Raw genomic sequence first — 20,175 nt, forward strand, 5'->3', positions numbered from 1 at the left:
ATTCGGAGCGGATCTGAAAGCTCGGTTATACCAAATGCAGAGGAAGGAAATCTCTTGCAAGATTATCCTTGCTAACCTTGACAGATTCATTCAATTTATCTTAATTGAGGATTTCTACAGAGCAAAATTTTTCAATGACACTGATTTTTAAAAAAAAATTTACTAGGTCACAGGATTTGCAATGGAGATAACACCCACAGTTGGCCATAGGCGATACATCTTCAATGACTCCAAGGGTTTCCATTTTTTTACCTCCGTTTTTGTCTTTTTTCCCGAGCAGGAGGGATTAATCATAAATCCTGTAACGACAATCACTCTTCTGCCTTAGGGCTGGCGCGGGTTCATCGAGTGTGTAAACTTTGGTGAACCCGTCCCTACGTTACCTGACAGTCATTATATCCGGGACGCTTGATCGTGTCAAGCGGGGGATATTCCTGCCAAACAGATCCTTGAAACTATGATAATATATTTTAAATGATAGATAATTTTTTAATACGACGAGTGTTTTTTAATCCCGTTGATAATTTTCAATGACGCTGATTTGAAAAACAGTACGCAAGGGTTGCACGATAAAAAAAAGTCCAGGAGATTATTAAAAAAGGTCACCCGGAAATAAGTCAGTCCTCTTCCCGGGTATAGGTGAGGGACTGTTTTCCGAGCAATCCGCCAGTGAACGATTTTCCATCGGGGGCCATATCAAACGTCCCATAGAAAGATTTTCCACTTTTTTGCCAGGTCCAGGTACCGGTGAATCTCGGAGGATTCCCGCTTGTTGTACCGGATATTATTATCTTCTTATAATAATCAGTACCGTTCACCAATGTACCGGCCTGTGTCAGCTCATATTCCCATCCAACCGGATCAATCCAAGATCCTGTCCATGACAGGCACGTTCCTTCTGAACAGGGTTCACTTTCATTACATTCATTCCCGCATTTCCCGCAGTGCTTACTGTTGTTCTGCGTATCGATACAGGAACCATCGCAGAGAGTCTGGCCGGACGAACAATCTGGATTTCCTGACGTAATCGTGGTCGCTGGAATTTTTTTTGTGACGGATGCATCGGGAGTCCCGGAAGTCACCGGCACGACCGAAGTCTGTGTGGCAGCCGTAGTTATCGGTGGTTCGGATGTATCGGTACACCCAGAGACAAAGATTAGTACGAAGAGCAATCCTACCACAAGGGTGTGAGATATTAAATTTTTCACGTTAGACATCGTCATGATTGAGGAAGCTGCCCCCGGTATCAAGTCAGTCCTGAACCCGGGTATAGGTGATGATATTTTTTCCAGGTATCCTGCCGGAGAATGATTTTCCATCAGGGGCCATATCGTACGTACAGGGGAAAGAAAATTTACCATGTGACACCCACGTACCGATGAGTTTCGGTGGATTCCCGCTTGTTGAACCGGATAATATTTCCTGATTATAGGAGTCGGTGCCGTTCACCAATGTCCCGGTCTGTGTCAGCTCGTACTCCCACCCATACTGATCGATCCAGGATCCCGTCCACGACAGGCACGTTCCTTCTGAGCAGGGTTCACTGGCATTGCATACATGCCCGCATGTGCCGCAGTGCTGGCTGTTGCTCTGTATATCGACACAGGAACCATCGCAGAGGGTCTGGCCGGACGGACATGAGGGATTTTCCGGGGTATTCGTAATTGCTGGAATTTTTGTTGTGACGGATGCACCGGGAGTTCCGGAGGTTCTTGGAGTCACCGGCACGTCCGGACTCTGCCCGGGTGTTGGGGATACCGGTGGCTGGGATGTATCTGTACACGCAGAGACAAAGATCAGTACGAAGAGCAACCCGACAAAAATGACAGGGAGTATTTTATTTTTCATAATAGACGACATTTTTATAGAGAGAATAATGCGAGATACATATTTATTTTAAATGGTGTAAAATTTTTCAATACCGTTGAAATTTTTTAATCGCGCTGATAAATTACTGTCAAATTTTTTTATCGATTAATTCCATAAAAATAATCTCGGGAAAGAATTCCCGTTTGGTTTCAAAATCGTTTTAGTTTTGAACGAGTACTCCATTTTTGGTCCTTTTTCAGGTTCGAGATGGAGCTGATCCGCGAGTCATACAAATTGTTGGACGGTCAAATGGGAAAACGTGAACGTGCGTTAAATTTCATCGCAGTATTAAAAAATAAGGTCCCCCAGTAACAAGTCAGTCCTATTCCCGGGAATAGGTGAGGGTTTGACATCCGAGCAATGAGCCAGAAAACGATTTCCCATCAGGGGCCATATCAAACGTACAGGGGGAAGAATCCCCTTTTGTGTTTCTGTAAGTCCAAGTACCGGTAAGTCTCGGCGGATTCCCGCTTGTTGAACCTGATATTATTACGTTATTATAATAATTGGTGCCGCTCACCGAGGTCCCATTCTGTATCAACATGTATACCCACCCGTCATCCCTCTTCCAAGATCCCGTCCACGACAGGCACTTTCCCTCTGAGCAGGGTTCACTGGTATTACATACATTCCCGCATGCCCCGCAATGCTTATTGTTGCTCTGCGTATCAATACAGGACCCATCGCAGAGGGTCTGGCCGGACGGACAGGATGGATTTCGTGACGTAATCGTGGTCGCAGGAATTTCTGTTGTGACAGAAGTACCGGAAGTCCCTGATGTTGCCGGAGTTAATGGCACGGCAGTAGTCTGCGTGGCAACCGGGGATACCGGTGGCTGGGAGGTATCTGTGCACGCAGTGACAAGGACCAACGCGAAGAGCAACCCGGCAACAATGACGGCGGGTATTTTATTTTTCATGATAGACGACATTCTTGTAGAGATAATAATGCGAGATACATATTTATTTTAAATGGGATATGTTTTTTATTATGAATGATGTTTTTTAATCCCACTGATAATTTTCAATTACGCTGATTCTAAAAAAAATTACTTGAAGGTTGCACGATAAATCATGTCATGGCGTTTTTCGCTCAAAAATTACCGTCAAATTTTTTTATCGATTAGTTCCGGAAGAGTAATGTGCGGCCAACCCGGATTTTTACTGCTGATAAAAAAAATCCAGTATACCGCTGGGCATCTGAAGGACGACGCGATGATGGCGGTTGCCGATCGCGTTGTTGAGATCATGCGGCAGTAACCAAGTCACATCTCCGTGCATTTTTCCGAACGGGTAATACAGGGTCATCGTAACCTGGGGGGTGCCCACGCGGCGGGGGCAACGCCCCCGAGAGCGTCAGGAGAAAACCTGTTCAGGTCGATCCAATATCCCCTCTTCTTTCACTTGGCCCATCCTACCCCCCTCGCACCCCCGACTTTCGCCTCCCAAAAGCGTACATTAGCGTTTTACAGCGCCACGCAAAATGCCCCGTTTGGCCTGTATCCCAAGGAAAAACCATATCTCCGGATCACTGAGCAAAACTGCACCGATTTTTACAAAAGTTGATCAAAAAACCGGAAATCGGAGCCCGTAAAGGGCCCGGATCGCCCATTCTGAGAGCCTCCCGAAAAGGGGGTAACAACCGGGGGTATCTTCTACTCCCGGAGCAGTTCTTTCACCGCAGCCGCGAGAGGAGACAGGTCGTGGTGGATCGTTTCCCACAGGATCATGGGACTTATCGAGAAATACCCGTGAACCATCTTGTCCCGCATACCGGCAAACTCTTTCCAGGGAACATCGGGATACCGGTCGATCACATCCGGAGGAATTTTTTTGATCGCTTCCCCGATTACAACAAAATTGAGGATAACGGCTTCACGTGTTTTCCGGTCACCAAGCAGTTGCTCGTACGTCATCCCTTCTGTATACGACCATATTGCCGAGATCGCATCATCAATGTCCGTGAGGTAGAGCTTTACCTCCCGTTTAGACATAGATAACCTCTGACAGGATATCTTGCCGGATCACCGGCTTCAATGAATCCGGAGTCACAAGGTCCACCCGCGCCCCAAGGCGCTCAGAGAGAAAATTTTCAAGTCGCATGAAGGTGACAAAACCCACCGGCTCTGAGAATTCTACCAGGAGATCAATATCGCTCTGTTCGGTCTCTTCGCTCCTTGCGACTGAGCCGAACAACCCGATTGTCTTGACACGATATTCCTGTTTCACTTCCCCTTTGAGTTTTTTTAATGAGGAAAGGATATCCTGCCGCGTGGATCTCATGGTGCTACCTATGGTACCATGAGTGCAGGATGAATAATAAAGGTTTTAGGTTAATGCAGCAGCGGGTCTTAAAACAATGAGAGTTGAAGCAAGAATCGCTGAAAGAAATAAAGCGGGAGACCGGGCGGTCATGCGTACTGTACCTCGGCGAGAATAGTATCTCGGATGAACGGATGAAGGGATCTCCGTATGACCACGTCTACTTTATGATGGAGAATTGATTCGAGATAATCGGCGAGGTCGACAAGCTCCCATCCGATCGGCCGGTCAAATTCTACAATACTATCGATATCGCTGGCCGGGGCTGCTTCTCCGCGTGCATAGGATCCGAAGATGCCGATAGATGTCACGCCATATTTTTCCCGAATCTCGGGCAGGCATTTCCGCAGGATTTCCCAGATCTCCGCAGCCGATGTCATGGTTCCGATAAAAGATGATGGATCTCCACCCTAAAAAATGCACGGTCGTCATCACAAAAGAAAAAAGGGGATTACTCCCCATCTCCCGGCGAACCTCCCCCCGCCGGCTCATCCCGCAGATCCACCGTTCTCACCGGCAGGACCTCTCGCGGGATAACCATCCCGTCCGCCCGGACCTCCCGGATCGAATCGTGCCGGACCAGGAAGAACTGCCAGTCGCCGTTCGGGGCCCGGACCCAGAACTCCCGGGCGGTAACAAGAGTCAGGGCAACACGGTGGAGGCTTGCGAGCTCGCGCTGGTATTTGTGCAGGATCTCAAACTCGTACGTGAAGAGCGTTTGCGAGCGTTTCACTTTCACGTACACGACCCGGTCCGGTTCGTTGATAATGAAATCGAACGCGTTGTACCTTTGTGCAGCTATCCGTTCGACACTCCCGCGTCTCTCCGCGATCTCCACCGCCTCACCGAGTGCGTTCTTCGGGCGCCTGCCTTTGGTCATGGCACACCTCCCGGTCCCTGCCGGTCCGCTTCAAGGCCTTCAATGCGGTACCGGAGATCATTGATCTGGTAGAAGATCTCCTCGTTCATCCGGTCCTGCCGCTCCATGAAGGAACAGACAAGATCGCGAAGCGCTGCCTCGAACTTCACGTACGGGATCTCGGGATCCTTTCCATAGAGTTCCCGCAGGGTCTGGCGCCGGACAGCGCTCTTCGGTGCCCTGGGCCGGGCAATGGCCAGCCCTCTCAGGGCAGTCACCCGCTCAGCAGGATGTGCTCTACAGCTCCGGCGCAGTGCCAGCCCTTGTTCATGTGCTTCCGGATTATCCGGGCCGGTACCCGGTCCGCCGGTGCAGCCTGCACCAGGCGGATCTTGTGTTTTCCTTTCAGGTTTTTCTGTCATGTAATATCCTCATGTCATCCGGGGCCCCTGTGACAACCCATTATCCGTTTCAGAAGACCATGGGCTTTGATTATGGACCGGTTGTAAGAGAAAATTGCGTGCGATGCGCTGGTTTTACCGCAATCCGGGCTTCCCGTCCTGCTCTTTTTGTGGGAACAAAATTGTTCCCAAGGCACATCAGCATTCAAGCAATGTTCTCCTCTTCCGGTTTTTTGCAGGGTTTCCGCTGACACAGACAGCATGGTGCCTGAAAGAGTATGGGTCTGGCTGAATAAATTCCAAAACGGGAAATCCGGACAATTTCCCGATGCTTTGGGACAATCGGTACAATATTCAGGCAGATCCGGTTGCGCAAAAATGTTAACTGAAAATTGTTGACTTCCCTCCTGTCGACTTTCCAGAGGATGCCTTGATACGCGGATCCAGATCTCCCGACAAAGGCTCCAACCGATGAGCATCGCAGATCAGAGAACCTTATCAGTCCTGACTGCATTGCTTCGGATAATCATGAGTACATGCCCGGCCACACTCGTTTCCAGCACCGGTCATACCTTTCATAATCCCTCATGTCAACAGACTTTCCATGAAAAATCCCGGCTCATTCCGGTACGGTCTCGCAGCCTTTATCGTACTCGCGGCAATCGCTCTCATCGTGTTCCCCGCATCAGCCCACGCCCCTTCGGACATCCAGCTGTCCTACAATGATGCAGCAAAAGAACTGACCGTGGTGATCACGCACCCGGTCCCGGACCCGCAGTCCCACTACATCCGCAACGTGAAAGTCAAGGTCAACGATGCCGTTTCCGTTGACAGGGACTACACGAGCCAGCCGGCGCAGGACATCGTTACCTATACGTATTCCCTCCCGCTCAATCCCGGCGACACGATCCGGGTCACTGCAACCTGCAGCCAGGGTCCGTCCCTGACAAAGACCATGGACATCGAGTCACCGTCAGCAGCCGCAGCAGCTGTTTCGGGATACCCCGTTGAACCAGCCCCGCCGCTTGCGGCAGAGGCTCCTGCACCGGCACCGGTGACAACGCAGAAATCCGCTTTTGGCCTTCTTCCGGTCATCGCAGCAGCGGCATTCGTGCTCGCAAAAAAGAGATAATTTTTTTGTTCTGTTGAATTTCTTTGAATTAATGATGGGGGCTGATGCCCCCATACCCCCAGTTGCGATGAACGGCCGCCGAAGTCGAAGGCTGATGCCTTCTCCAGACAATCCTCGCTGATGCGACGATTGTCTCCCCGACAGAACGCCCCGCGGCGGCATCAATTCCCTGTTCGGGATCGTTGCATTTTCTCCTGTACCGGTAATACCGAGGCATCTCCTGCGCCCCCGCCCCCTTGGGGGTGTTGAGGGTCTTCAGACCCGAGACACGAGAAGAACCTGAAAGGTTCTTCGAGTCAGGGCTTCGAAGAACGCATCCGCGTTCTTCACATCCTCCTGGTTTTTCAAACCAGTCGGAGGCGCAAGGGGGGCAATCATAACAGGAAGATAGCGATTTTTCAGAGTAAAAATTTTACAGATCCCCGCCCCGGCCCCTGCGCCGCTGCTCATAAGGGATCTCGGCGCTCTCGCCACGGCCGGGTTTCTTCCGGTCGCGTTTGACACTCTCGAAGCGATCTTCTAAGGGAATGTCCACGCTCGCGCCCCGGGGCAGGGGCTCGCGCTCGTGCCGCGACGATCCCCCGAAGCGTTCGTCAAGGGGGATCTCGACGCTCTTGCCCTTTGAAAGCGGTTCGCGTGCCTGCCGTGCATACTCGAACCGGTCGGCAAGAGGGATGTCAACGCTTGCACCCTTGCTGAGTTCCCCGCGCTCGCTCCGGGCACGCTCGAACCGGTCCTGGAGCGCGATCTCGTTACTCCTTATTTCATTGTACCGGCCCTGAACCGTGCGCTCGCGCTGCTGCCGGCTCTCTTCCACCGCATAGTGATTGCCGCGGCGGGCCGGGAGCCCCCGGGGAGCAGCCTCTGCCGGCTCATCCGCATCGCCAATAAAATCGATACCGCCATCATCGTTTTCGCGTGACGGTCTCCGGCCGGAGGAGGGCGCCACGGCACCCCGCGGGGCCGGTTTTTTGCCGGTGAACGCATACGGGCTGCCCTTCTTCTCACTCCGGATCTTCGCAACCTGTTCTTCGATATGGGCATTCCGGTCCGACTCGCTCCATTCCGTGAAAATCAGGAACTGGAGGAACGCATCGGGCCCGCGGAAGACCGACGCATCGATCCGGTCGAAGAGGAAGGTCCTTGCGACATCCCCGAACCATCCCCCGGACCGCTCGGTGATGACGCCGTTGCCGGGCTCGAAGACAAGAACCCGCTCAATCTCCCCGTTCCGTCCCCAGACCGTCTCCGCGATCCCCTCGTCCTCGAACGTGATCAGTTTTCCAACCGCACCATAGTCCCCGCCTTCCCGGATGGCGATCCGCTGCGCACCATTCTCGAACCGGAAGGTCCGGGGCCGTGTCCCGAACGCGAAAACCTCTTCAACCATGCCGTACTTGTCGAAGACAAAACGCCGGAGCGTCCGGTCCGGCCGGGCCGGATCGCATTCCATCATTATTTCCGACGAGGGATCGAAGCGGTACTGTCTCCGCACGGTTTTCTTTGCATCCAGCACGCGGACTCCCCCGTTCCCGTACTGGTAGTAGCGCACCACCGGCCCCCTGCGGGTGCCTTCATGCTCGGTTATGACAGCATCGGTCATCTCTGCAGCTCACCCCGTTCTTATCTGGATTCTCCCGATGTACGGTTATCCTGTCTCCAGAGAAATAGTTTGTTCCGGAACCGGGCCGGATTACGACAGAAAAAGAGTAACCTTCATTGATATGAGCGTGCAACGAATACCTGAAATGACTGAAGATATCACAGTCTCCCCCGTTTCCCCGGGCGACTCCGCTGCCGCGACAAACGCGGATACCCCTGCATCTCCCGTCAATGCACAGGGCCGCACGCTCTACCTGGCCAAGTGGACGACACGCTTCTGGGCATGGATCATCGATTTCTTCATGGTCATCCTCTTCCTCAATATCATCCGGGGCATCGTGGACGCGGTAGGGTGGACCATCCCCCTGTATATCGATCCCTGGCACTGGGAGCCTTTCGAGTTTGCGTTCCAGACCCTCTTCTTCTTCCTGTACTGGACGGTCATGGAAGGATTCCAGGGCAGGGGGCAGTCCATCGGCAAGATGGTGATGAACTTAAAGGTTGTCCGCCGCGACGGCACAAAGATCGATTTTAAGGAAGCCGCAATCGAGAGTTTCGGAAAAGCATTCCTTCTCCCGCTCGACTGCCTGATCGGCTGGATCGCAATGCCCGGGACCAAGCTCCGGGTCTTCAACCGGCTCTCGGGCACTATCGTCATCAAGACTGATTACCGGGAGCCCGCCGGGATCGTGTACGTGAAAGACAAGGAGTGACCGGGCCGGCCCTGCATCCCTTTCTTGCAGGCATGCATTCACGGAGCGGTTATGGATTCTTCGGGACAAGGAGAAGGAGCTGCGGAGGATACCGGCACGACTGGCCGGTCCCCGGAATACAGAGAGAGACTCACCCATTTCATTGCCCTCCTCCAGGACGATGACGTCTCCTCAAGGTGGAAAGCAGCGGAAACACTGGGCCGTATCGGCGACCCGGCTGCCACGGAAGACCTCATCGATGCGTTATGGGACGAAGACCCGCGGGTGAGGACAAAGGCGGTCTGGGCGCTCGGGCGGATCGGAGATGACCGGGCAATCCCCCCGCTCCGGCGCCTGTACCGGATGGAGTCGGAAGAAGCCCGTGAAGATATCAGTGAAGCGATCGCGGCAATTGGTCGCAGCAGGGCGGGAACGGGACCGTACGATCCTTCCGGGAGATAAGGGGGACGGGATGAATAAAGAGCATTTATCGGGTGGTACAGTGAACAGGACACCGGGAATACAGCATGCCTGAGATCGAGTCGCTGTACCGGAAAGTCAACGGGAAGATCTTAATCGAGATCGATCTCAAATCGGTTGACCAGATCTACAACTCGCTTGACCATGCCCCGTTTCACCAGAAGGAACTGGACCCTGATGCAGCGCAGTACATTGTCGATATCGTTGATGATTTTCCCCTGAAAACCCCCTTCCGCCTTGTCATCTACCTGCCGGTCTGTATCCACTGCAAGGAACAGGCCGATAAGATCCCCGCGGCCATCCGCTCGCATTTCCGGTACAATATGCTGGTCCAGGACCTGAAGTTCCGGGAAAAGTTCCGGCAGGGGCGATGGGCGCTTCTTGTCGGCCTCAGCTTCCTCACGATCGCCCTGCTCGCCCGACAGGGTGTCTCCGCGTACCTTGCCGCAGACCATCTCCTTGCCCAGATCTTTACTGACGCCCTCCTGATTATCGGCTGGGTTGCCATGTGGGAACCGATCACGATCCTGCTCTACCAGCTCTGGCCCATAATCAAGATGAAGAAGGTATACGAGAAGATCAGCACCATGGAGATCGAGATCCTCCCCTCATCGTGAAGAGGGAAGTCAGGCGTTTTTGATCAGCGGCAGCGAAGACTGGAGCGCCGCGATAGTCTGTTTCGTGCTGCCGGACGGCTCACCGGAACATCCTTCCACCGAACCCCTGCCGGACCGGAGTGCCGAGAAGATGCAGGAAACCGCTTCCCCGTGCGAGGGGCCGTAGCCCCCTTCAAGGACGAGAGCCAGCGGCCGGTCCGCGGCCTGCATGAGAAATGCAGTAAGGTTCGAAAAGTCGGCGGGACAGAGGGCAAGACCGCCAAGAGGATCGTCAAAGAGGGTGTCCTGTCCCGCGGAGACGATCAGGACATCGGGCCGGAAGCGTTCGATTACGGGCACGAAGACCTCAGAAAAGACCGCGAAAAAATCCGCGGCACCCGCCCCGCACGCGAGCGGTGCATTGACCGTGTACCCGGTCCCGTCACCGATCCCGGTATCGCCCGTCCTGCCGGTGTACGGGAAGAGATATTCCTGGTGAACGGAGCAGTACAGTACCTTATCGGACCCGTAAAACGCCTGCTGGGTCCCGTTGCCATGGTGGACGTCCCAGTCAACGATCGCTACCCGGTCAACATCCTCAAGGAGACGGGCAGCCGCGATGGCGGCATTGTTCAGCAGGCAGAACCCCATTGCCCGCTCGTGTTCAGCATGATGGCCGGGGGGCCGGACCAGGGCAAACGCGTGCTCCCCGTCCAGGGTCCGTTCGGCCGCAAGGATCGCGGCACCGGCTGCCCCGAGCGCTGCGTCATACGATGCATGGGTCACGTAGGTATCTGCGTCGATGAACCCGGGGACCGTGGCAGCAGCAGAGCGCTGCCGGAGCCATGCAAGGTACCAGGGCGCATGGATCCGGAGCACGGCCTCTTCCATTGCCGGCTCCGCAGCCCGGAACGCCGTGCCCGGGGGAACACCCGACAGCGCCGCAAGAAGACGGGCGTTACACTCGGGATGGGCGGGATAATCGTGCCCGGCACTGGCCGGGCTGGTGATCACAGAGCAGTGCACCGTCATTCCCCCGGGAACCCGCGGCGGGCGGGATTACGGGACTATTGCCGCTGCCGGTAAATACAGGTTACGCCAGCAGATCCGGAGGATGCGGCACGAGGGTACGGCAGGAAAATACCAGGGTTGTGGATCAGAACCCGGCGCTGATCTCATCGAGCAGCTTCGCACAGTCCGGGCAGAACATCTTCTTCTTGCAGTCAAGCTCGTCGAGCGTGTTGGGCCGGAACATGATGCACTCGGGATTCTCGCAATGCCCAAGGCCCAGCAGGTGCCCGATCTCGTGCGATCCTTCCTTGGTGATCCGGTCGATCAGGTCGTCGTCCTGGTGTTCCCGCCCATAGTACTCGTTCCCGAGACGGGCAGTCGAGACAACCGCCGCCCCCACCTGCTCGCGGGCAAGGCCGAAGACAAAATCATTCCCGTTCCGGAAGAGGTCCTGGTTGACGACAAGGAGGACCGGCTCGTCAATCCCGTGCCGGTGCTTGTACGCCTGGACGCTGTCGAGCAGGGCCTGCGCATCAACCTGGTGGCGTGCATTATTGTACCCCATCAGCCGGACATGGTTCTCCGAGACGGTGGTCCGGACACCGAGGACAGAGGAGATGATGCGGGAGACCGGCATCTGGAGGCCGGAAGGGGATAAGGCATCCCAAAAAATATGGACATGCATCGCTATATTCTGTTGGAATGGGCTCGTATAAACATGTTGAGAAATGCGTCGGAGAATACATCGCCGCACACTACACGAGCCCTGTCGAGGTGGGTATAGGAAACAACCCGGGCGCAGCGGAAGTCATCCATGCGGCCGGGGTCCCGGTCCGGTGCACGGACATCCGTGAGCGGATCGTACCGGAAGGGGCAGTCTTCCGGATTGACGACGTGTTCGAACCCGATCTCTCCTTTTATCATGGAGCTGACGTAGTGTACGCGATCCGCCCGGCAGTGGAGATGCTCCCGCCCCTCATTACCCTCGCACAACGCCTTGGCTGTGACCTTCTCGTGTACCACCTCGGGTTTGAGACGTACGAAAACGGCGGGGAGAAGATCGACTGCGGGGTTCTCCTGCACCGGTACGTGCGGGGATCAGAACCCGTCAAAGAGCGTTGACTGGGTTTTTGCGGGGGCCTTTTTTGTTTCGGGCTCTCCTGCGGGAGCCGGCTCTTCCTTCACTTTTGCCGGTGCAGCCTTCGGGCTCTGTGCTTCCGGTAACGGGAGCTCCCCTTTCTTCTGCGGTTTCTCCGCCTTTGGCTCCTTTTTAGCCTTCTTTGGCGGGGCTGCCTCCTTCTTTGCTTCCTTCTCCCGCTCCTTCTCTTCCTGCACGATCACCCGGATGATCTCGGCAGCCCGTGCCCGGTCGTTTAAGAAAAAGTTGAGCTGATCTGCATCAAACGAGAGCTCGCGGGCGAATCCCGCCGGGTCCTGGCCTACCAGCAGGGAGATGGTGTCAAGATACTGTTCCCTCAGGGTGTCCTGCGGGACGTGCATCGTAGCCGAGACCTTGTTCAGGGTGGCGATACGGATTGTTTTCTGCTTCTTTGCAGCGGCCATCTTCTGCCATCGCTCGGGAGGCATGATCCGGGCGTGGATGCCCTTTCCCCCGGCAGCGTCCGCAACGCCAAGCAGCATCACCGCCGTTGCATACCGCCAGAGCGTATGGTACTGGCGGCGGTAGGTGTAGCCGAGGTACTGGTCCGCCCGCGAAAGGTACCGGTATGCCCGCTCCACGGATGGCGGTTCCGTGATATGGACAACGCTCCCCTCGACCCACTGCACGATGGTATCCGGGGTATCGTCGACATCGTACGAGAGCCGCATCAGCTCGTCGTCACGGGTCTTGCCGAACAGGGCCGTGATGAGCGAGAAGATGGAGACCCGTTCGTCTTTCTGGGAGGTGTGGACCTGTCCTTCATCGAGGCTGTCTCTCCCGAGAGCAGAGGCGTAGAGCATGTTGACCGCGGAACGGATGTCGCCTCCGGCGCTCTCGGCAATAGACTGGAGGGCGGCGTCGCTGCAGCTGATCTTCTCTGCGGAGCAGAGGTACCTGATGCGCGGGACAATGGACCGGGCGGGAACGGCCTTGAACTGGACCGGCTCGCAGCGGGCCCGGATCTCCGGCGAGATCCCGTACAGGTCGTTTGCGATCAGGATCATCGGCTGCTGCGCGTGCCGGATGCATTCGAGGATCGCTTTTGCCCCGCCGCGGTCGGCATTACCCTGCAAATTGTCTGCCTCGTCAAGGACGATCAGCTTCCGCGTTGCGCCGGTCAGGCTCGCGGTCACGCTCCCGGCCCCGGCAATCCGCTCGATCACCGCTGCCGTCCGCTGGTCGCTTGCGTTCAGCTCAACGACCTCCCAGTTCATGTCGTTTGCAAGAGCGTAGGCCGCCGAGGTCTTGCCGATGCCGGGCTTGCCGTAGAGAAGGAGGGGGCGGGACTTCCTCGTCCAGGTCTTTGCCCATTCCGCAATCTGCATCACCGCGGTTTTGTTTCCCACAAGGTCCGCGAGGTGTGCAGGGCGGTACTTCTCTGCCCAGTCCATAATCAGTCTACATTTGCGGGGCTACCAATAAAAGCGCTTTTGTACGAGTGGCGGTCCGGCGTGTAAGGGAAGAACAAATGAATTATCTCTGATGAGGCGCAATTAGGATAACACGAATATCCGTGCTCCGTGCACGGACTGTATTTTCAGGTGATGTCGTGGTCCGCAACTGCTCCACAGAATCGATCGCAAAGGTTGTCCGGGAATACGAAGGCGTGAAGAGAAAGCATGCCATCGGCGAGATGGTCAAGTCACTGCGGATCGATGCACCGCATGTCGTGGCCGCGTTCGGCGAGGACGCGGCGGTCATCGAGCACAATGGCGAGGCGCTCCTCCTTGCGGCGGATGGCATCTGGTCGAAACTGATGGAGGCGGACCCCTACTGGGCAGGGTACTGCTCGGTGCTTGTCAATATCCACGACATCGCGGCCATGGGCGGCCGGCCAATCGCGATGGTGGACGTCTTTTCCATGTCAAAGGGCATGATCCAGGAGCAGGTGGTGAAAGGGATGCACGACGCCTCGGCGCAGTTTGGCGTCCCCATCGTGGGCGGCCACCTCCACCCGGATGCACCCTACAGCGTCATCGACGTCTCTATTTTAGGCTCGGCCCGGCTCGACTCGATCATCTACAGCCACACGGCGCAGGACGGCGACATTGTCGTGATGGCCATCGATTTGAACGGCCGGGTCCACCCCTCCTGCGCCCTCAACTGGGACTCGGTGACGATGAAGTCCGCAGCCGAAGTCCGGGCGCAGATCGCGGTCCTTGAAGAGATTGGCAAAAAGCACCTTGTCACTGCCGGAAAGGACATCAGCAACCCCGGCCTCATCGGCACACTCGGCATGCTGCTTGAGATCAGCGGCAAGGGTGGAGAGATCGACCTCGGGCAGATCCCAAAGCCGGACCTTGCAACGAACGGCATGACATTCGAGCAATGGGTGCGGATGTACCCGGGTATGGGCTTCATCCTGACGGCAAAGGAGGAGAAGGTTCCCGAGCTTGTCAGGACGTTTGCCGGTGTCGGCATGACTGCAAAGGCCATCGGCCGGGTCAACAACAGCAAGTCCCTTTCCGTCCGGTACGACGGCAGCGAGACCGAGGTCTTTGACTTCATCAAAAACGGCATCATGCACCTGACCGAAGAGGATGTTGCATGCCAGCCCCGTTAAAACGCATCGGGATCGGGATCCTCGAGGACCCGGAGAAGGTCATCGATAGCGCTGTTGCCGTGTGCAGGACGGTTGAAGTCTTCTGTTACTGCCAGCCCGGCATTGTAAAGGACAAACCCGTTGAAAAGACCATTCATATCCTTGAGTCCGCTCATCCCGAACAGGCCATGATCGATGACCTCATGAACGGCTCAATCGAGGCCGCAGTCCGGGGCACGCTCCCTGCCAATGCAACGCTGAAAGCGCTGAAGGTTGCCGAGGGTGTCGACCATCTCGAACGCATCGCCCTCCTGGAAACGGCACACGGGAAAAAATTCCTGCTTACCCCGGTTGGCGTGGACGAGGGCTGGACCGTGCCGGAGAAACTTGAGCTGATCCGGAAAGGAAAGGTCATTGCAAAAAAGTTCGGCCTGCCGGAGAAGACCGGCATCCTTTCGGGAGGACGGCTTGGCGACATCGGCCGCCACAAGCAGGTGGACGCGAGCATGGCCGAGGCCGAACTGGTTGCAAAACTCTCGGGCTCCGAGCACTGCGAGATCTTAATCGAAGACGCGATCCAGACCTGCGGCCTCATCATTGCACCGGATGGGATCTCGGGCAACCTGATCTTCCGGACGCTCACGTTTTTAGGCAACGGGTACGGGCATGGGGCGCCTGTGGTAAATATCAGCAGAATTTTCGTGGATAGTTCGCGCGCCTCACCAAATTATGCCAATGCGCTATTGCTCGCAGCATCTTTGTTGGAATAATTTTAAGCTCCGATTTTGCTTTGTTTTCCCCAAAAAAACCGATAAAACCAAATAAAAAATATTTTGCGAAATTCTGGACTCCGATTTCCTCTTGCCGTGCAGCATGCCCTCAAATATCATATTGCTGCGCATTTTTGCAGTATTTCCCCAAAAAGTATTTAAATATACCAAGTGGATTTCTTTTGAGGTAAAAAACATGGCAGATTTACCAATCGCAGCCGTTGTAAGGATTGCAAAGAAAAACGGAGCCGAACGCGTGGGAAGCGATGCAGCCGAGGCACTGGTCGCCAAGGCAGAAAAGTACATCGCCCAGCTGACCAAGGAAGCAAACAAGCTTGCCGAGCACGCAGGAAGGAAGACCATCAAGAAGGAAGACGTGGACCTGGCGTCCAAGTCCAACTAAATTTATTTTCTGATTTTTAAAGAAAGATTGCTAAATGCAGTTTTTCGAACTCTCGAAAGTCATCAGACCTGAAGGTCGACTATCGTCTCCCTTCAGCTTGTCGAAGTCTTCGACCTCTCCAATCCAGAGAGAAGAGAAGATAGCGAAAGCGTTCTTCGACTTAATTCAATTGAGAATTTACTATTGATCTCTGTTTTACGGAATTTCTTCAAACACTATTGTTACCAATTTTCATTACCCCCCTCTTGCGCCACCAGTCCCCCCCCATTGGGGGGACGGGGCGCATGGTGATGCCTCTGTATTACCTGCCCTTAATGGAAGACAATAATGAGGGAAAAACCACGATCATGATTTCTCTTCAACCTCCCTCCCCCGCCCGAACGGCTGCCTGCCCGTGGCGGTAGCCGTGAGGGGAGGGGGCCGGGGGGCACTGTGGTCGCACTTCTGAAAACAGGTAATAAAAATTCAAAAAATTTCTCAGAACTTCCCCTTCGTGCTCCGGACCTTCTTGTCCCCGGTCAGGGCGAGTGCCTGCCCGAGGGAGATACCGAATGCCTTGAACGCCGCCTCGCACTGGTGGTGATCGTTTTTGCCGGAGAACGAGATGTGTGCCGTGATGCCGGCCCTTGTGCAGAGCGAGTAGAAGAAGTGCTCGAAGATGTCGGCCGGGATGGTGCCCACTAGTTTGTTGCCAAACGCCCCCTTCCAGACAAGGTATCCCCGGCCCCCGCAATCAAGGGCAACTTCGCCAAGCGATTCGTCCATCGGGATGACCGCGTGGGCGAACCGCCGGATGCCCCGGCCCTCGCCGATAACCTGCTTCACTGCATCGCCAAGGACAATGCCGATGTCCTCGATGGTGTGGTGGCAGTCCACGTGCAGGTCGCCTTTTGCCGTGCAGGTAAGATCAAATCCCCCGTGCCGGGCCATTGCGGTCAGCATGTGGTCGAAGAACGGGACGCCGCTCTCCACCTTCACGATCCCCTTTCCATCGGGGTTCAGTTTCACCAGGATCTTCGTCTCCTTTGTCTCGCGCTTTACTTCCACAACTCTCATCTGCATTCCTCCAGAGCATCCACAAGTTTGATCTTCCCGCTGTACAGCGCCGAGCCAAGCACTGCCCCGAAAGCCCCGGCTGCCTTCAGGGCGGCAACATCGGAACGGGCCGAGACGCCACCGGCAACAACGACCGGGATACCAACCGCATCGATGAGCTGCTTCACAGGAGCGATCCGTATGCCCTGCTGGAGCCCCTCGACATCCACGTTCGTGTACAGGAGCGACCCGGCGCCCAGCTCCTCGAAGCGTTTCGCCCAGCCGATATAGTCCCCGGCCGTCTCCTGCCAGCCGTGGACAGCGATCTGCCCGCCTTTTGCATCAACCCCGGGCATCACCCGCTCTTTCCCGAACTCGCGGGAGAGGGTCCGGATGCACTCCGGATCCCGGGTCGCAAGGGTCGAGATGATAACCCGGTCCACGCCGGTCTCGAGCCAGTTCCGCGCATCATCCACAGAACGGATGCCCCCGCCCAGTTCGACCTCAACGCCAGTCTTTTTGATAAGGTCTTTAATGAGCCCGGCATTCTTCGAGGCTGTCCCGAATGCGCCGTCGAGGTTGACAACGTGGAGGGCGGTTGCCCCCAAATCCAGCCAGCGGGTTGCACAGGCAAACGGGTCGCCGTACGCTGTCGCGCTCTCGCGTTTCCCCTGCACGAGCTGGACACACTTCCCCCCAAGGATGTCGACAGCGGGAAAGATCTTCATTTAGCACCCTACCGGATCATCCGCTGGATGGCCATAACGAGAATGTCCCGGGCACCGGCACGGCGGAGCTGGTTGATGAGGGTGTACACCCGCTCCTCGCTGACCACCGCGTGGACTGCAACAAGGCCCTCGGACGAGGCAACGTCCATCACGGTCGGGCCGGAGAGACCGGGCAGGACCTTTTTTACCGCGTCAAGGCAGGACCGTCTGGCATTCATCATCAGGTAGCACTGCCCCCGTGCCCGGATCACGCTCTCCAGCGCAAGATGGATCTCGTCGATCTTCTCCCGTTTTCTCTTCAGCGAATCGTGGTTCGCGATAAGGTGGGTAGACGTGGTAAGGACCTCGTCGATCACCCGGAGGCGGTTGGTCTTCAGCGTTGTGCCTGAACTCGAAAGGTCGATAATCGCGTCCGCGATCCCGAGGTGCGGGGTCGCCTCGCAGGCACCACCGACCTGCACGATCTCGACATCCACCTTCTTCTTTGCAAAGTACCTGCCGGCGATGACCGGGAACTCGGTCGCCACCTTCTTCCCTTTCAGCTGCTTTGCTGAGGTTATGCCGGAATCCTCGTGCACGGCAAGGACCAGTTTTCCCCTGCCGGACTGGAGGTCGAGGAGTTCCTCGACATCGGACTCCCGCTCGATCACCATGTCATGGCCCGTGATACCAAGGTCCGCTGCCCCGTTTGCAACGTACTCCGGGATATCCACGGAACGGGCAAAGAGGATCTCGACATGAGGGTCCAGCGTCCTTGTTATCAGGCGCCGCTCGGTTCCGCTCTCCGCAAGGTGGAGCCCGCTCTTCTCCACGAGATCGAGAATGGGGGCGGCAATCCTTCCCTTGTTGGGGATCGCAAGCCGGACTACGGCAGAAAAAGAGGGGGATTTTCGGGATTTTTTTGTTCCCATTGCAGGTTTTGCCATCGCTCTTCCAATCAGAACGTCTTGAGCTTGCCCGCAATTACCTTTTCGGTGACCTGGGTGACATCGGCCAGTTTCTCGTCTACGATGCCAAGGATCTCGGCATTGATGTCCTTTAACTTGACACCGCACGCGGGCAGGACCTGGACACTGGCCACGAGGGGCTGGTCGATCGGCTTTCCGATCTGGGAGAGGAGGCGGACATACATCTCCTCGACGCCATCAACCTTTTTCACGCAGTCCTGGGCAATCTGGGTCGAGAGGAGGTTGTAGATCTTGCCGATGTGGTTGATCGGGTTCTTGCCGCTCGTTGCCTCCATGGACATCGGGCGGTTGGGGGTGATGAGCCCGTTGCAGCGGTTGCCGCGGCCCACCGAGCCGTCGTCTCCCATCTCGGCTGATGTACCGGTGACGGTTAAAAAGACGCTCTTCTTTTTGATGTCGTCGGCCGTGTTGACGTGGACAACGACTTTTCTCTTCGTGCTCTTCTTTGCGATTGCCGTGATCTCCTCTTTGAGGATATCCATGTATTCACTATATTCCCTGATGTCCTTACAGTACCGGTCAACGATTGCACAGGCGATCGTAAGGGTGATGGTGTTCCCGTCGCGGAGGCCCATGATCTTGATGTCCTGCCCGATGGCAGGATACTTCTTCCGGAGTTTTGTGTCGATATAGTTCGAGCTGTTCAGGATGATATTCTCCACATCCGAGAACGGGGCATGGCCGACGCCGAACGAGGTGTCGTTGGACCGCGGTGCCTTGCCCTGGCTGGGCTTGAAGACGTCACGGAGGTCAGTGGAGCCGGTCCCGAGCCGGCAGTCGACGATGATCTCGCGGTTCAGGTCAAGTTCCGGGAGGATCTTGTGGACATACTTGTTGGCTGCTTCGACAGCAACGGCATCGGCGGGGATCTTGGTGCCGTTCCATTCCTTTGTCGCACGGCCGTCAAGGAGAACATAGATCGGGCGGATGATCCGGCCGCCGCCGAACTTTGGTGCGGATTCACCGGCAACGATCTCGCCCTGGTCGGTGTTGTGGTGGAGGACAACGCCGAACTCCTCAAGGTAGGTTTTACAGAGTGCCTGGCTGATGGACTCTGCAATGCCGTCGGCAATGCTGTCGGGGTGGCCGAGGCACTTGCGTTCGGCAAGTTCAATGCGCTGCTTTTCCAGGGGGATCTGGTCCAAGGCTTCGATCTGGATGTTTCTTTTCATGAGTGTCCTCGTGGGATTCGTTAGTATACATGGGAATGGTGTTAATATAACAATTTCCAATTATGCAAGAAACGGGGCATGTATTATTACCATCAGTAATGGAAATATCGACCAGAATCGTCGTAAATGCTGTGCGTTGAACACGATATAACCACGGGTCATGCCCGGGAAAACTGTGCAGGAAAAACAGAAACGAAACGAGTCTGGCCGGGCACAGCCTGAAAGGCTACCGCCGCAGGAACTTGTGGAGGATGGTCATCTCGCTGCCTTTTGGGGCCTTCTTGACCGGTGGTTTTGTCGGGACGGGCTTTTCATCCTCGAAATCCTCTTCGCTGACTGGAACGGCTCGGTTCTCGGTGCCCGGCGGATCTGTCCTTGTCATCTTCTTTGACAGCGTCGGGCTGGTGCGGGAACGGGGGAGTGTCCTGCCCA

The 20,175-nt window shown here is 55.7% G+C and carries 25 protein-coding genes; 10 read left to right on the plus strand and 15 right to left on the minus strand.

Annotated elements, in window-relative coordinates:
* Window positions 1-617 precede the first annotated feature (617 nt).
* Complete coding sequence (locus PHF39_RS12505) at window positions 618-1,319, minus strand: Stigma-specific protein, Stig1 (RefSeq protein WP_300224610.1); 702 nt, start codon at window positions 1,317-1,319, stop codon at window positions 618-620.
* A gap of 266 nt (window positions 1,320-1,585) precedes the next feature.
* Between PHF39_RS12505 and PHF39_RS12510 the strand changes: the two genes are divergently transcribed.
* The gene (locus PHF39_RS12510) at window positions 1,586-1,900 is read left to right on the plus strand and encodes a hypothetical protein (RefSeq protein WP_300224612.1); all 315 of its coding nucleotides are present in this window, start codon (window positions 1,586-1,588) and stop codon (window positions 1,898-1,900) included.
* Window positions 1,901-2,621: 721 nt separating this feature from the next.
* Window positions 2,622-2,840 carry a hypothetical protein gene (locus PHF39_RS12515; RefSeq protein WP_300224614.1) on the plus strand — a complete coding sequence of 73 codons (219 nt, stop codon included), beginning with the start codon at window positions 2,622-2,624 and terminating at the stop codon, window positions 2,838-2,840.
* Between the two features lie 683 nt (window positions 2,841-3,523).
* On the opposite strand, the gene PHF39_RS12520 is transcribed toward PHF39_RS12515, so the two are convergent.
* The 5 genes from PHF39_RS12520 to PHF39_RS12540 form a co-directional block, all read right to left on the minus strand.
* Entirely contained in the window at window positions 3,524-3,862 is a 339-nt protein-coding gene (locus PHF39_RS12520; protein WP_300224616.1) for a DUF86 domain-containing protein, read from the minus strand.
* Window positions 3,855-4,151: a nucleotidyltransferase family protein gene (locus PHF39_RS12525; protein ID WP_300224618.1), complete on the minus strand. Its 297-nt coding sequence runs from the start codon at window positions 4,149-4,151 to the stop codon at window positions 3,855-3,857. The genes PHF39_RS12520 and PHF39_RS12525 overlap by 8 nt, the downstream gene beginning before the upstream one ends.
* Before the next feature lie 128 nt (window positions 4,152-4,279).
* Entirely contained in the window at window positions 4,280-4,570 is a 291-nt protein-coding gene (locus PHF39_RS12530; protein ID WP_300224620.1) for a nucleotidyltransferase family protein, read from the minus strand.
* Between the two features lie 71 nt (window positions 4,571-4,641).
* Window positions 4,642-5,070 carry a hypothetical protein gene (locus PHF39_RS12535; RefSeq protein ID WP_015286264.1) on the minus strand — a complete coding sequence of 143 codons (429 nt, stop codon included), beginning with the start codon at window positions 5,068-5,070 and terminating at the stop codon, window positions 4,642-4,644.
* Complete coding sequence (locus PHF39_RS12540) at window positions 5,067-5,471, minus strand: hypothetical protein (RefSeq protein WP_015286265.1); 405 nt, start codon at window positions 5,469-5,471, stop codon at window positions 5,067-5,069. Before PHF39_RS12540 ends, PHF39_RS12535 begins: the two co-directional genes overlap by 4 nt.
* 583 nt (window positions 5,472-6,054) lie before the next feature.
* On the opposite strand from PHF39_RS12540, the gene PHF39_RS12545 reads away from it, so the two are divergent.
* Window positions 6,055-6,582: a hypothetical protein gene (locus tag PHF39_RS12545; protein WP_300224622.1), complete on the plus strand. Its 528-nt coding sequence runs from the start codon at window positions 6,055-6,057 to the stop codon at window positions 6,580-6,582.
* 412 nt (window positions 6,583-6,994) lie between these two features.
* On the opposite strand, the gene PHF39_RS12550 is transcribed toward PHF39_RS12545, so the two are convergent.
* Window positions 6,995-8,185: a hypothetical protein gene (locus PHF39_RS12550; protein WP_300224624.1), complete on the minus strand. Its 1,191-nt coding sequence runs from the start codon at window positions 8,183-8,185 to the stop codon at window positions 6,995-6,997.
* Between the two features lie 145 nt (window positions 8,186-8,330).
* On the opposite strand from PHF39_RS12550, the gene PHF39_RS12555 reads away from it, so the two are divergent.
* From PHF39_RS12555 to PHF39_RS12565, 3 genes are all read left to right on the plus strand, one after another.
* Window positions 8,331-8,897, plus strand: coding sequence for an RDD family protein (locus tag PHF39_RS12555; protein WP_300224626.1), 567 nt, complete (start codon window positions 8,331-8,333; stop codon window positions 8,895-8,897).
* A 51-nt stretch (window positions 8,898-8,948) separates the two neighbouring features.
* On the plus strand, window positions 8,949-9,338 hold the full coding sequence (locus PHF39_RS12560; protein WP_300224628.1) for a HEAT repeat domain-containing protein: 390 nt from the start codon (window positions 8,949-8,951) through the stop codon (window positions 9,336-9,338).
* 65 nt (window positions 9,339-9,403) lie between these two features.
* The gene (locus PHF39_RS12565) at window positions 9,404-9,973 is read left to right on the plus strand and encodes a hypothetical protein (protein WP_300224630.1); all 570 of its coding nucleotides are present in this window, start codon (window positions 9,404-9,406) and stop codon (window positions 9,971-9,973) included.
* A gap of 9 nt (window positions 9,974-9,982) precedes the next feature.
* Here PHF39_RS12565 and PHF39_RS12570 read toward each other — a convergent pair whose 3' ends face one another.
* Both PHF39_RS12570 and PHF39_RS12575 read right to left on the minus strand, forming a co-directional pair.
* Window positions 9,983-10,984: a histone deacetylase gene (locus tag PHF39_RS12570; protein WP_300224632.1), complete on the minus strand. Its 1,002-nt coding sequence runs from the start codon at window positions 10,982-10,984 to the stop codon at window positions 9,983-9,985.
* A 124-nt stretch (window positions 10,985-11,108) separates the two neighbouring features.
* Entirely contained in the window at window positions 11,109-11,648 is a 540-nt protein-coding gene (locus PHF39_RS12575; protein ID WP_300224634.1) for an archaemetzincin family Zn-dependent metalloprotease, read from the minus strand.
* 17 nt (window positions 11,649-11,665) lie between these two features.
* Here PHF39_RS12575 and PHF39_RS12580 point away from each other — a divergent pair, with 17 nt between their 5' ends.
* Complete coding sequence (locus PHF39_RS12580; protein WP_300224636.1) at window positions 11,666-12,085, plus strand: UPF0146 family protein; 420 nt, start codon at window positions 11,666-11,668, stop codon at window positions 12,083-12,085.
* On the opposite strand, the gene PHF39_RS12585 is transcribed toward PHF39_RS12580, so the two are convergent.
* On the minus strand, window positions 12,062-13,516 hold the full coding sequence (locus PHF39_RS12585; protein ID WP_300224638.1) for a replication factor C large subunit: 1,455 nt from the start codon (window positions 13,514-13,516) through the stop codon (window positions 12,062-12,064). The two genes, PHF39_RS12580 and PHF39_RS12585, sit on opposite strands and share 24 nt — an antisense overlap.
* Before the next feature lie 158 nt (window positions 13,517-13,674).
* Here PHF39_RS12585 and PHF39_RS12590 point away from each other — a divergent pair, with 158 nt between their 5' ends.
* From PHF39_RS12590 to PHF39_RS12600, 3 genes are all read left to right on the plus strand, one after another.
* A complete protein-coding gene (locus PHF39_RS12590; protein WP_300224640.1) occupies window positions 13,675-14,688 on the plus strand; it encodes a methanogenesis marker 2 protein in 1,014 nt (337 codons plus the stop codon).
* Window positions 14,673-15,437, plus strand: coding sequence for a methanogenesis marker protein Mmp4/MtxX (gene mtxX, locus PHF39_RS12595; protein ID WP_300224642.1), 765 nt, complete (start codon window positions 14,673-14,675; stop codon window positions 15,435-15,437). Before PHF39_RS12590 ends, mtxX begins: the two co-directional genes overlap by 16 nt.
* A gap of 196 nt (window positions 15,438-15,633) precedes the next feature.
* Window positions 15,634-15,840 carry a histone family protein gene (locus PHF39_RS12600; protein ID WP_015286277.1) on the plus strand — a complete coding sequence of 69 codons (207 nt, stop codon included), beginning with the start codon at window positions 15,634-15,636 and terminating at the stop codon, window positions 15,838-15,840.
* A gap of 477 nt (window positions 15,841-16,317) precedes the next feature.
* Here PHF39_RS12600 and hisB read toward each other — a convergent pair whose 3' ends face one another.
* From hisB to PHF39_RS12625, 5 genes are all read right to left on the minus strand, one after another.
* Complete coding sequence (gene hisB / locus PHF39_RS12605; protein ID WP_300224645.1) at window positions 16,318-16,896, minus strand: imidazoleglycerol-phosphate dehydratase HisB; 579 nt, start codon at window positions 16,894-16,896, stop codon at window positions 16,318-16,320.
* Window positions 16,893-17,603, minus strand: coding sequence for a 1-(5-phosphoribosyl)-5-[(5-phosphoribosylamino)methylideneamino]imidazole-4-carboxamide isomerase (gene hisA, locus PHF39_RS12610; protein ID WP_300224647.1), 711 nt, complete (start codon window positions 17,601-17,603; stop codon window positions 16,893-16,895). Before hisA ends, hisB begins: the two co-directional genes overlap by 4 nt.
* 8 nt (window positions 17,604-17,611) lie before the next feature.
* Window positions 17,612-18,529, minus strand: a complete 918-nt coding sequence (gene hisG / locus PHF39_RS12615; protein ID WP_300224648.1) for an ATP phosphoribosyltransferase — start codon at window positions 18,527-18,529, stop codon at window positions 17,612-17,614.
* 11 nt (window positions 18,530-18,540) lie between these two features.
* Window positions 18,541-19,743: a methionine adenosyltransferase gene (locus PHF39_RS12620; RefSeq protein ID WP_300224650.1), complete on the minus strand. Its 1,203-nt coding sequence runs from the start codon at window positions 19,741-19,743 to the stop codon at window positions 18,541-18,543.
* Window positions 19,744-19,969: 226 nt separating this feature from the next.
* On the minus strand, window positions 19,970-20,175 hold a 206-nt coding region (locus PHF39_RS12625), incomplete at its 5' end, for a hypothetical protein (protein ID WP_300224652.1).

Origin of the sequence: Methanoregula sp., assembly GCF_028712425.1 — an archaeon.
GTDB lineage: Archaea > Halobacteriota > Methanomicrobia > Methanomicrobiales > Methanospirillaceae > Methanoregula.

What these genes read in the sequence shown, in the direction of transcription:
- PHF39_RS12505 (WP_300224610.1), bottom strand. Translation starts at nt 1,319, where the DNA reads ATGGAAAATCATTCTCCGGCAGGATACCTGGAAAAAATATCATCACCT.
- PHF39_RS12520 (WP_300224616.1), bottom strand. Translation starts at nt 3,862, where the DNA reads ATGTCTAAACGGGAGGTAAAGCTCTACCTCACGGACATTGATGATGCG.
- PHF39_RS12525 (WP_300224618.1), bottom strand. Translation starts at nt 4,151, where the DNA reads ATGAGATCCACGCGGCAGGATATCCTTTCCTCATTAAAAAAACTCAAA.
- PHF39_RS12530 (WP_300224620.1), bottom strand. Translation starts at nt 4,570, where the DNA reads ATGACATCGGCTGCGGAGATCTGGGAAATCCTGCGGAAATGCCTGCCC.
- PHF39_RS12535 (WP_015286264.1), bottom strand. Translation starts at nt 5,070, where the DNA reads ATGACCAAAGGCAGGCGCCCGAAGAACGCACTCGGTGAGGCGGTGGAG.
- PHF39_RS12540 (WP_015286265.1), bottom strand. Translation starts at nt 5,471, where the DNA reads ATGACAGAAAAACCTGAAAGGAAAACACAAGATCCGCCTGGTGCAGGC.
- PHF39_RS12545 (WP_300224622.1), top strand. Translation starts at nt 6,055, where the DNA reads ATGAAAAATCCCGGCTCATTCCGGTACGGTCTCGCAGCCTTTATCGTA.
- PHF39_RS12550 (WP_300224624.1), bottom strand. Translation starts at nt 8,185, where the DNA reads ATGACCGATGCTGTCATAACCGAGCATGAAGGCACCCGCAGGGGGCCG.
- PHF39_RS12555 (WP_300224626.1), top strand. Translation starts at nt 8,331, where the DNA reads ATGACTGAAGATATCACAGTCTCCCCCGTTTCCCCGGGCGACTCCGCT.
- PHF39_RS12560 (WP_300224628.1), top strand. Translation starts at nt 8,949, where the DNA reads ATGGATTCTTCGGGACAAGGAGAAGGAGCTGCGGAGGATACCGGCACG.
- PHF39_RS12565 (WP_300224630.1), top strand. Translation starts at nt 9,404, where the DNA reads ATGCCTGAGATCGAGTCGCTGTACCGGAAAGTCAACGGGAAGATCTTA.
- PHF39_RS12570 (WP_300224632.1), bottom strand. Translation starts at nt 10,984, where the DNA reads ATGACGGTGCACTGCTCTGTGATCACCAGCCCGGCCAGTGCCGGGCAC.
- PHF39_RS12575 (WP_300224634.1), bottom strand. Translation starts at nt 11,648, where the DNA reads ATGCATGTCCATATTTTTTGGGATGCCTTATCCCCTTCCGGCCTCCAG.
- PHF39_RS12580 (WP_300224636.1), top strand. Translation starts at nt 11,666, where the DNA reads ATGGGCTCGTATAAACATGTTGAGAAATGCGTCGGAGAATACATCGCC.
- PHF39_RS12585 (WP_300224638.1), bottom strand. Translation starts at nt 13,516, where the DNA reads ATGGACTGGGCAGAGAAGTACCGCCCTGCACACCTCGCGGACCTTGTG.
- mtxX (WP_300224642.1), top strand. Translation starts at nt 14,673, where the DNA reads ATGCCAGCCCCGTTAAAACGCATCGGGATCGGGATCCTCGAGGACCCG.
- PHF39_RS12600 (WP_015286277.1), top strand. Translation starts at nt 15,634, where the DNA reads ATGGCAGATTTACCAATCGCAGCCGTTGTAAGGATTGCAAAGAAAAAC.
- hisB (WP_300224645.1), bottom strand. Translation starts at nt 16,896, where the DNA reads ATGAGAGTTGTGGAAGTAAAGCGCGAGACAAAGGAGACGAAGATCCTG.
- hisA (WP_300224647.1), bottom strand. Translation starts at nt 17,603, where the DNA reads ATGAAGATCTTTCCCGCTGTCGACATCCTTGGGGGGAAGTGTGTCCAG.
- hisG (WP_300224648.1), bottom strand. Translation starts at nt 18,529, where the DNA reads ATGGCAAAACCTGCAATGGGAACAAAAAAATCCCGAAAATCCCCCTCT.
- PHF39_RS12620 (WP_300224650.1), bottom strand. Translation starts at nt 19,743, where the DNA reads ATGAAAAGAAACATCCAGATCGAAGCCTTGGACCAGATCCCCCTGGAA.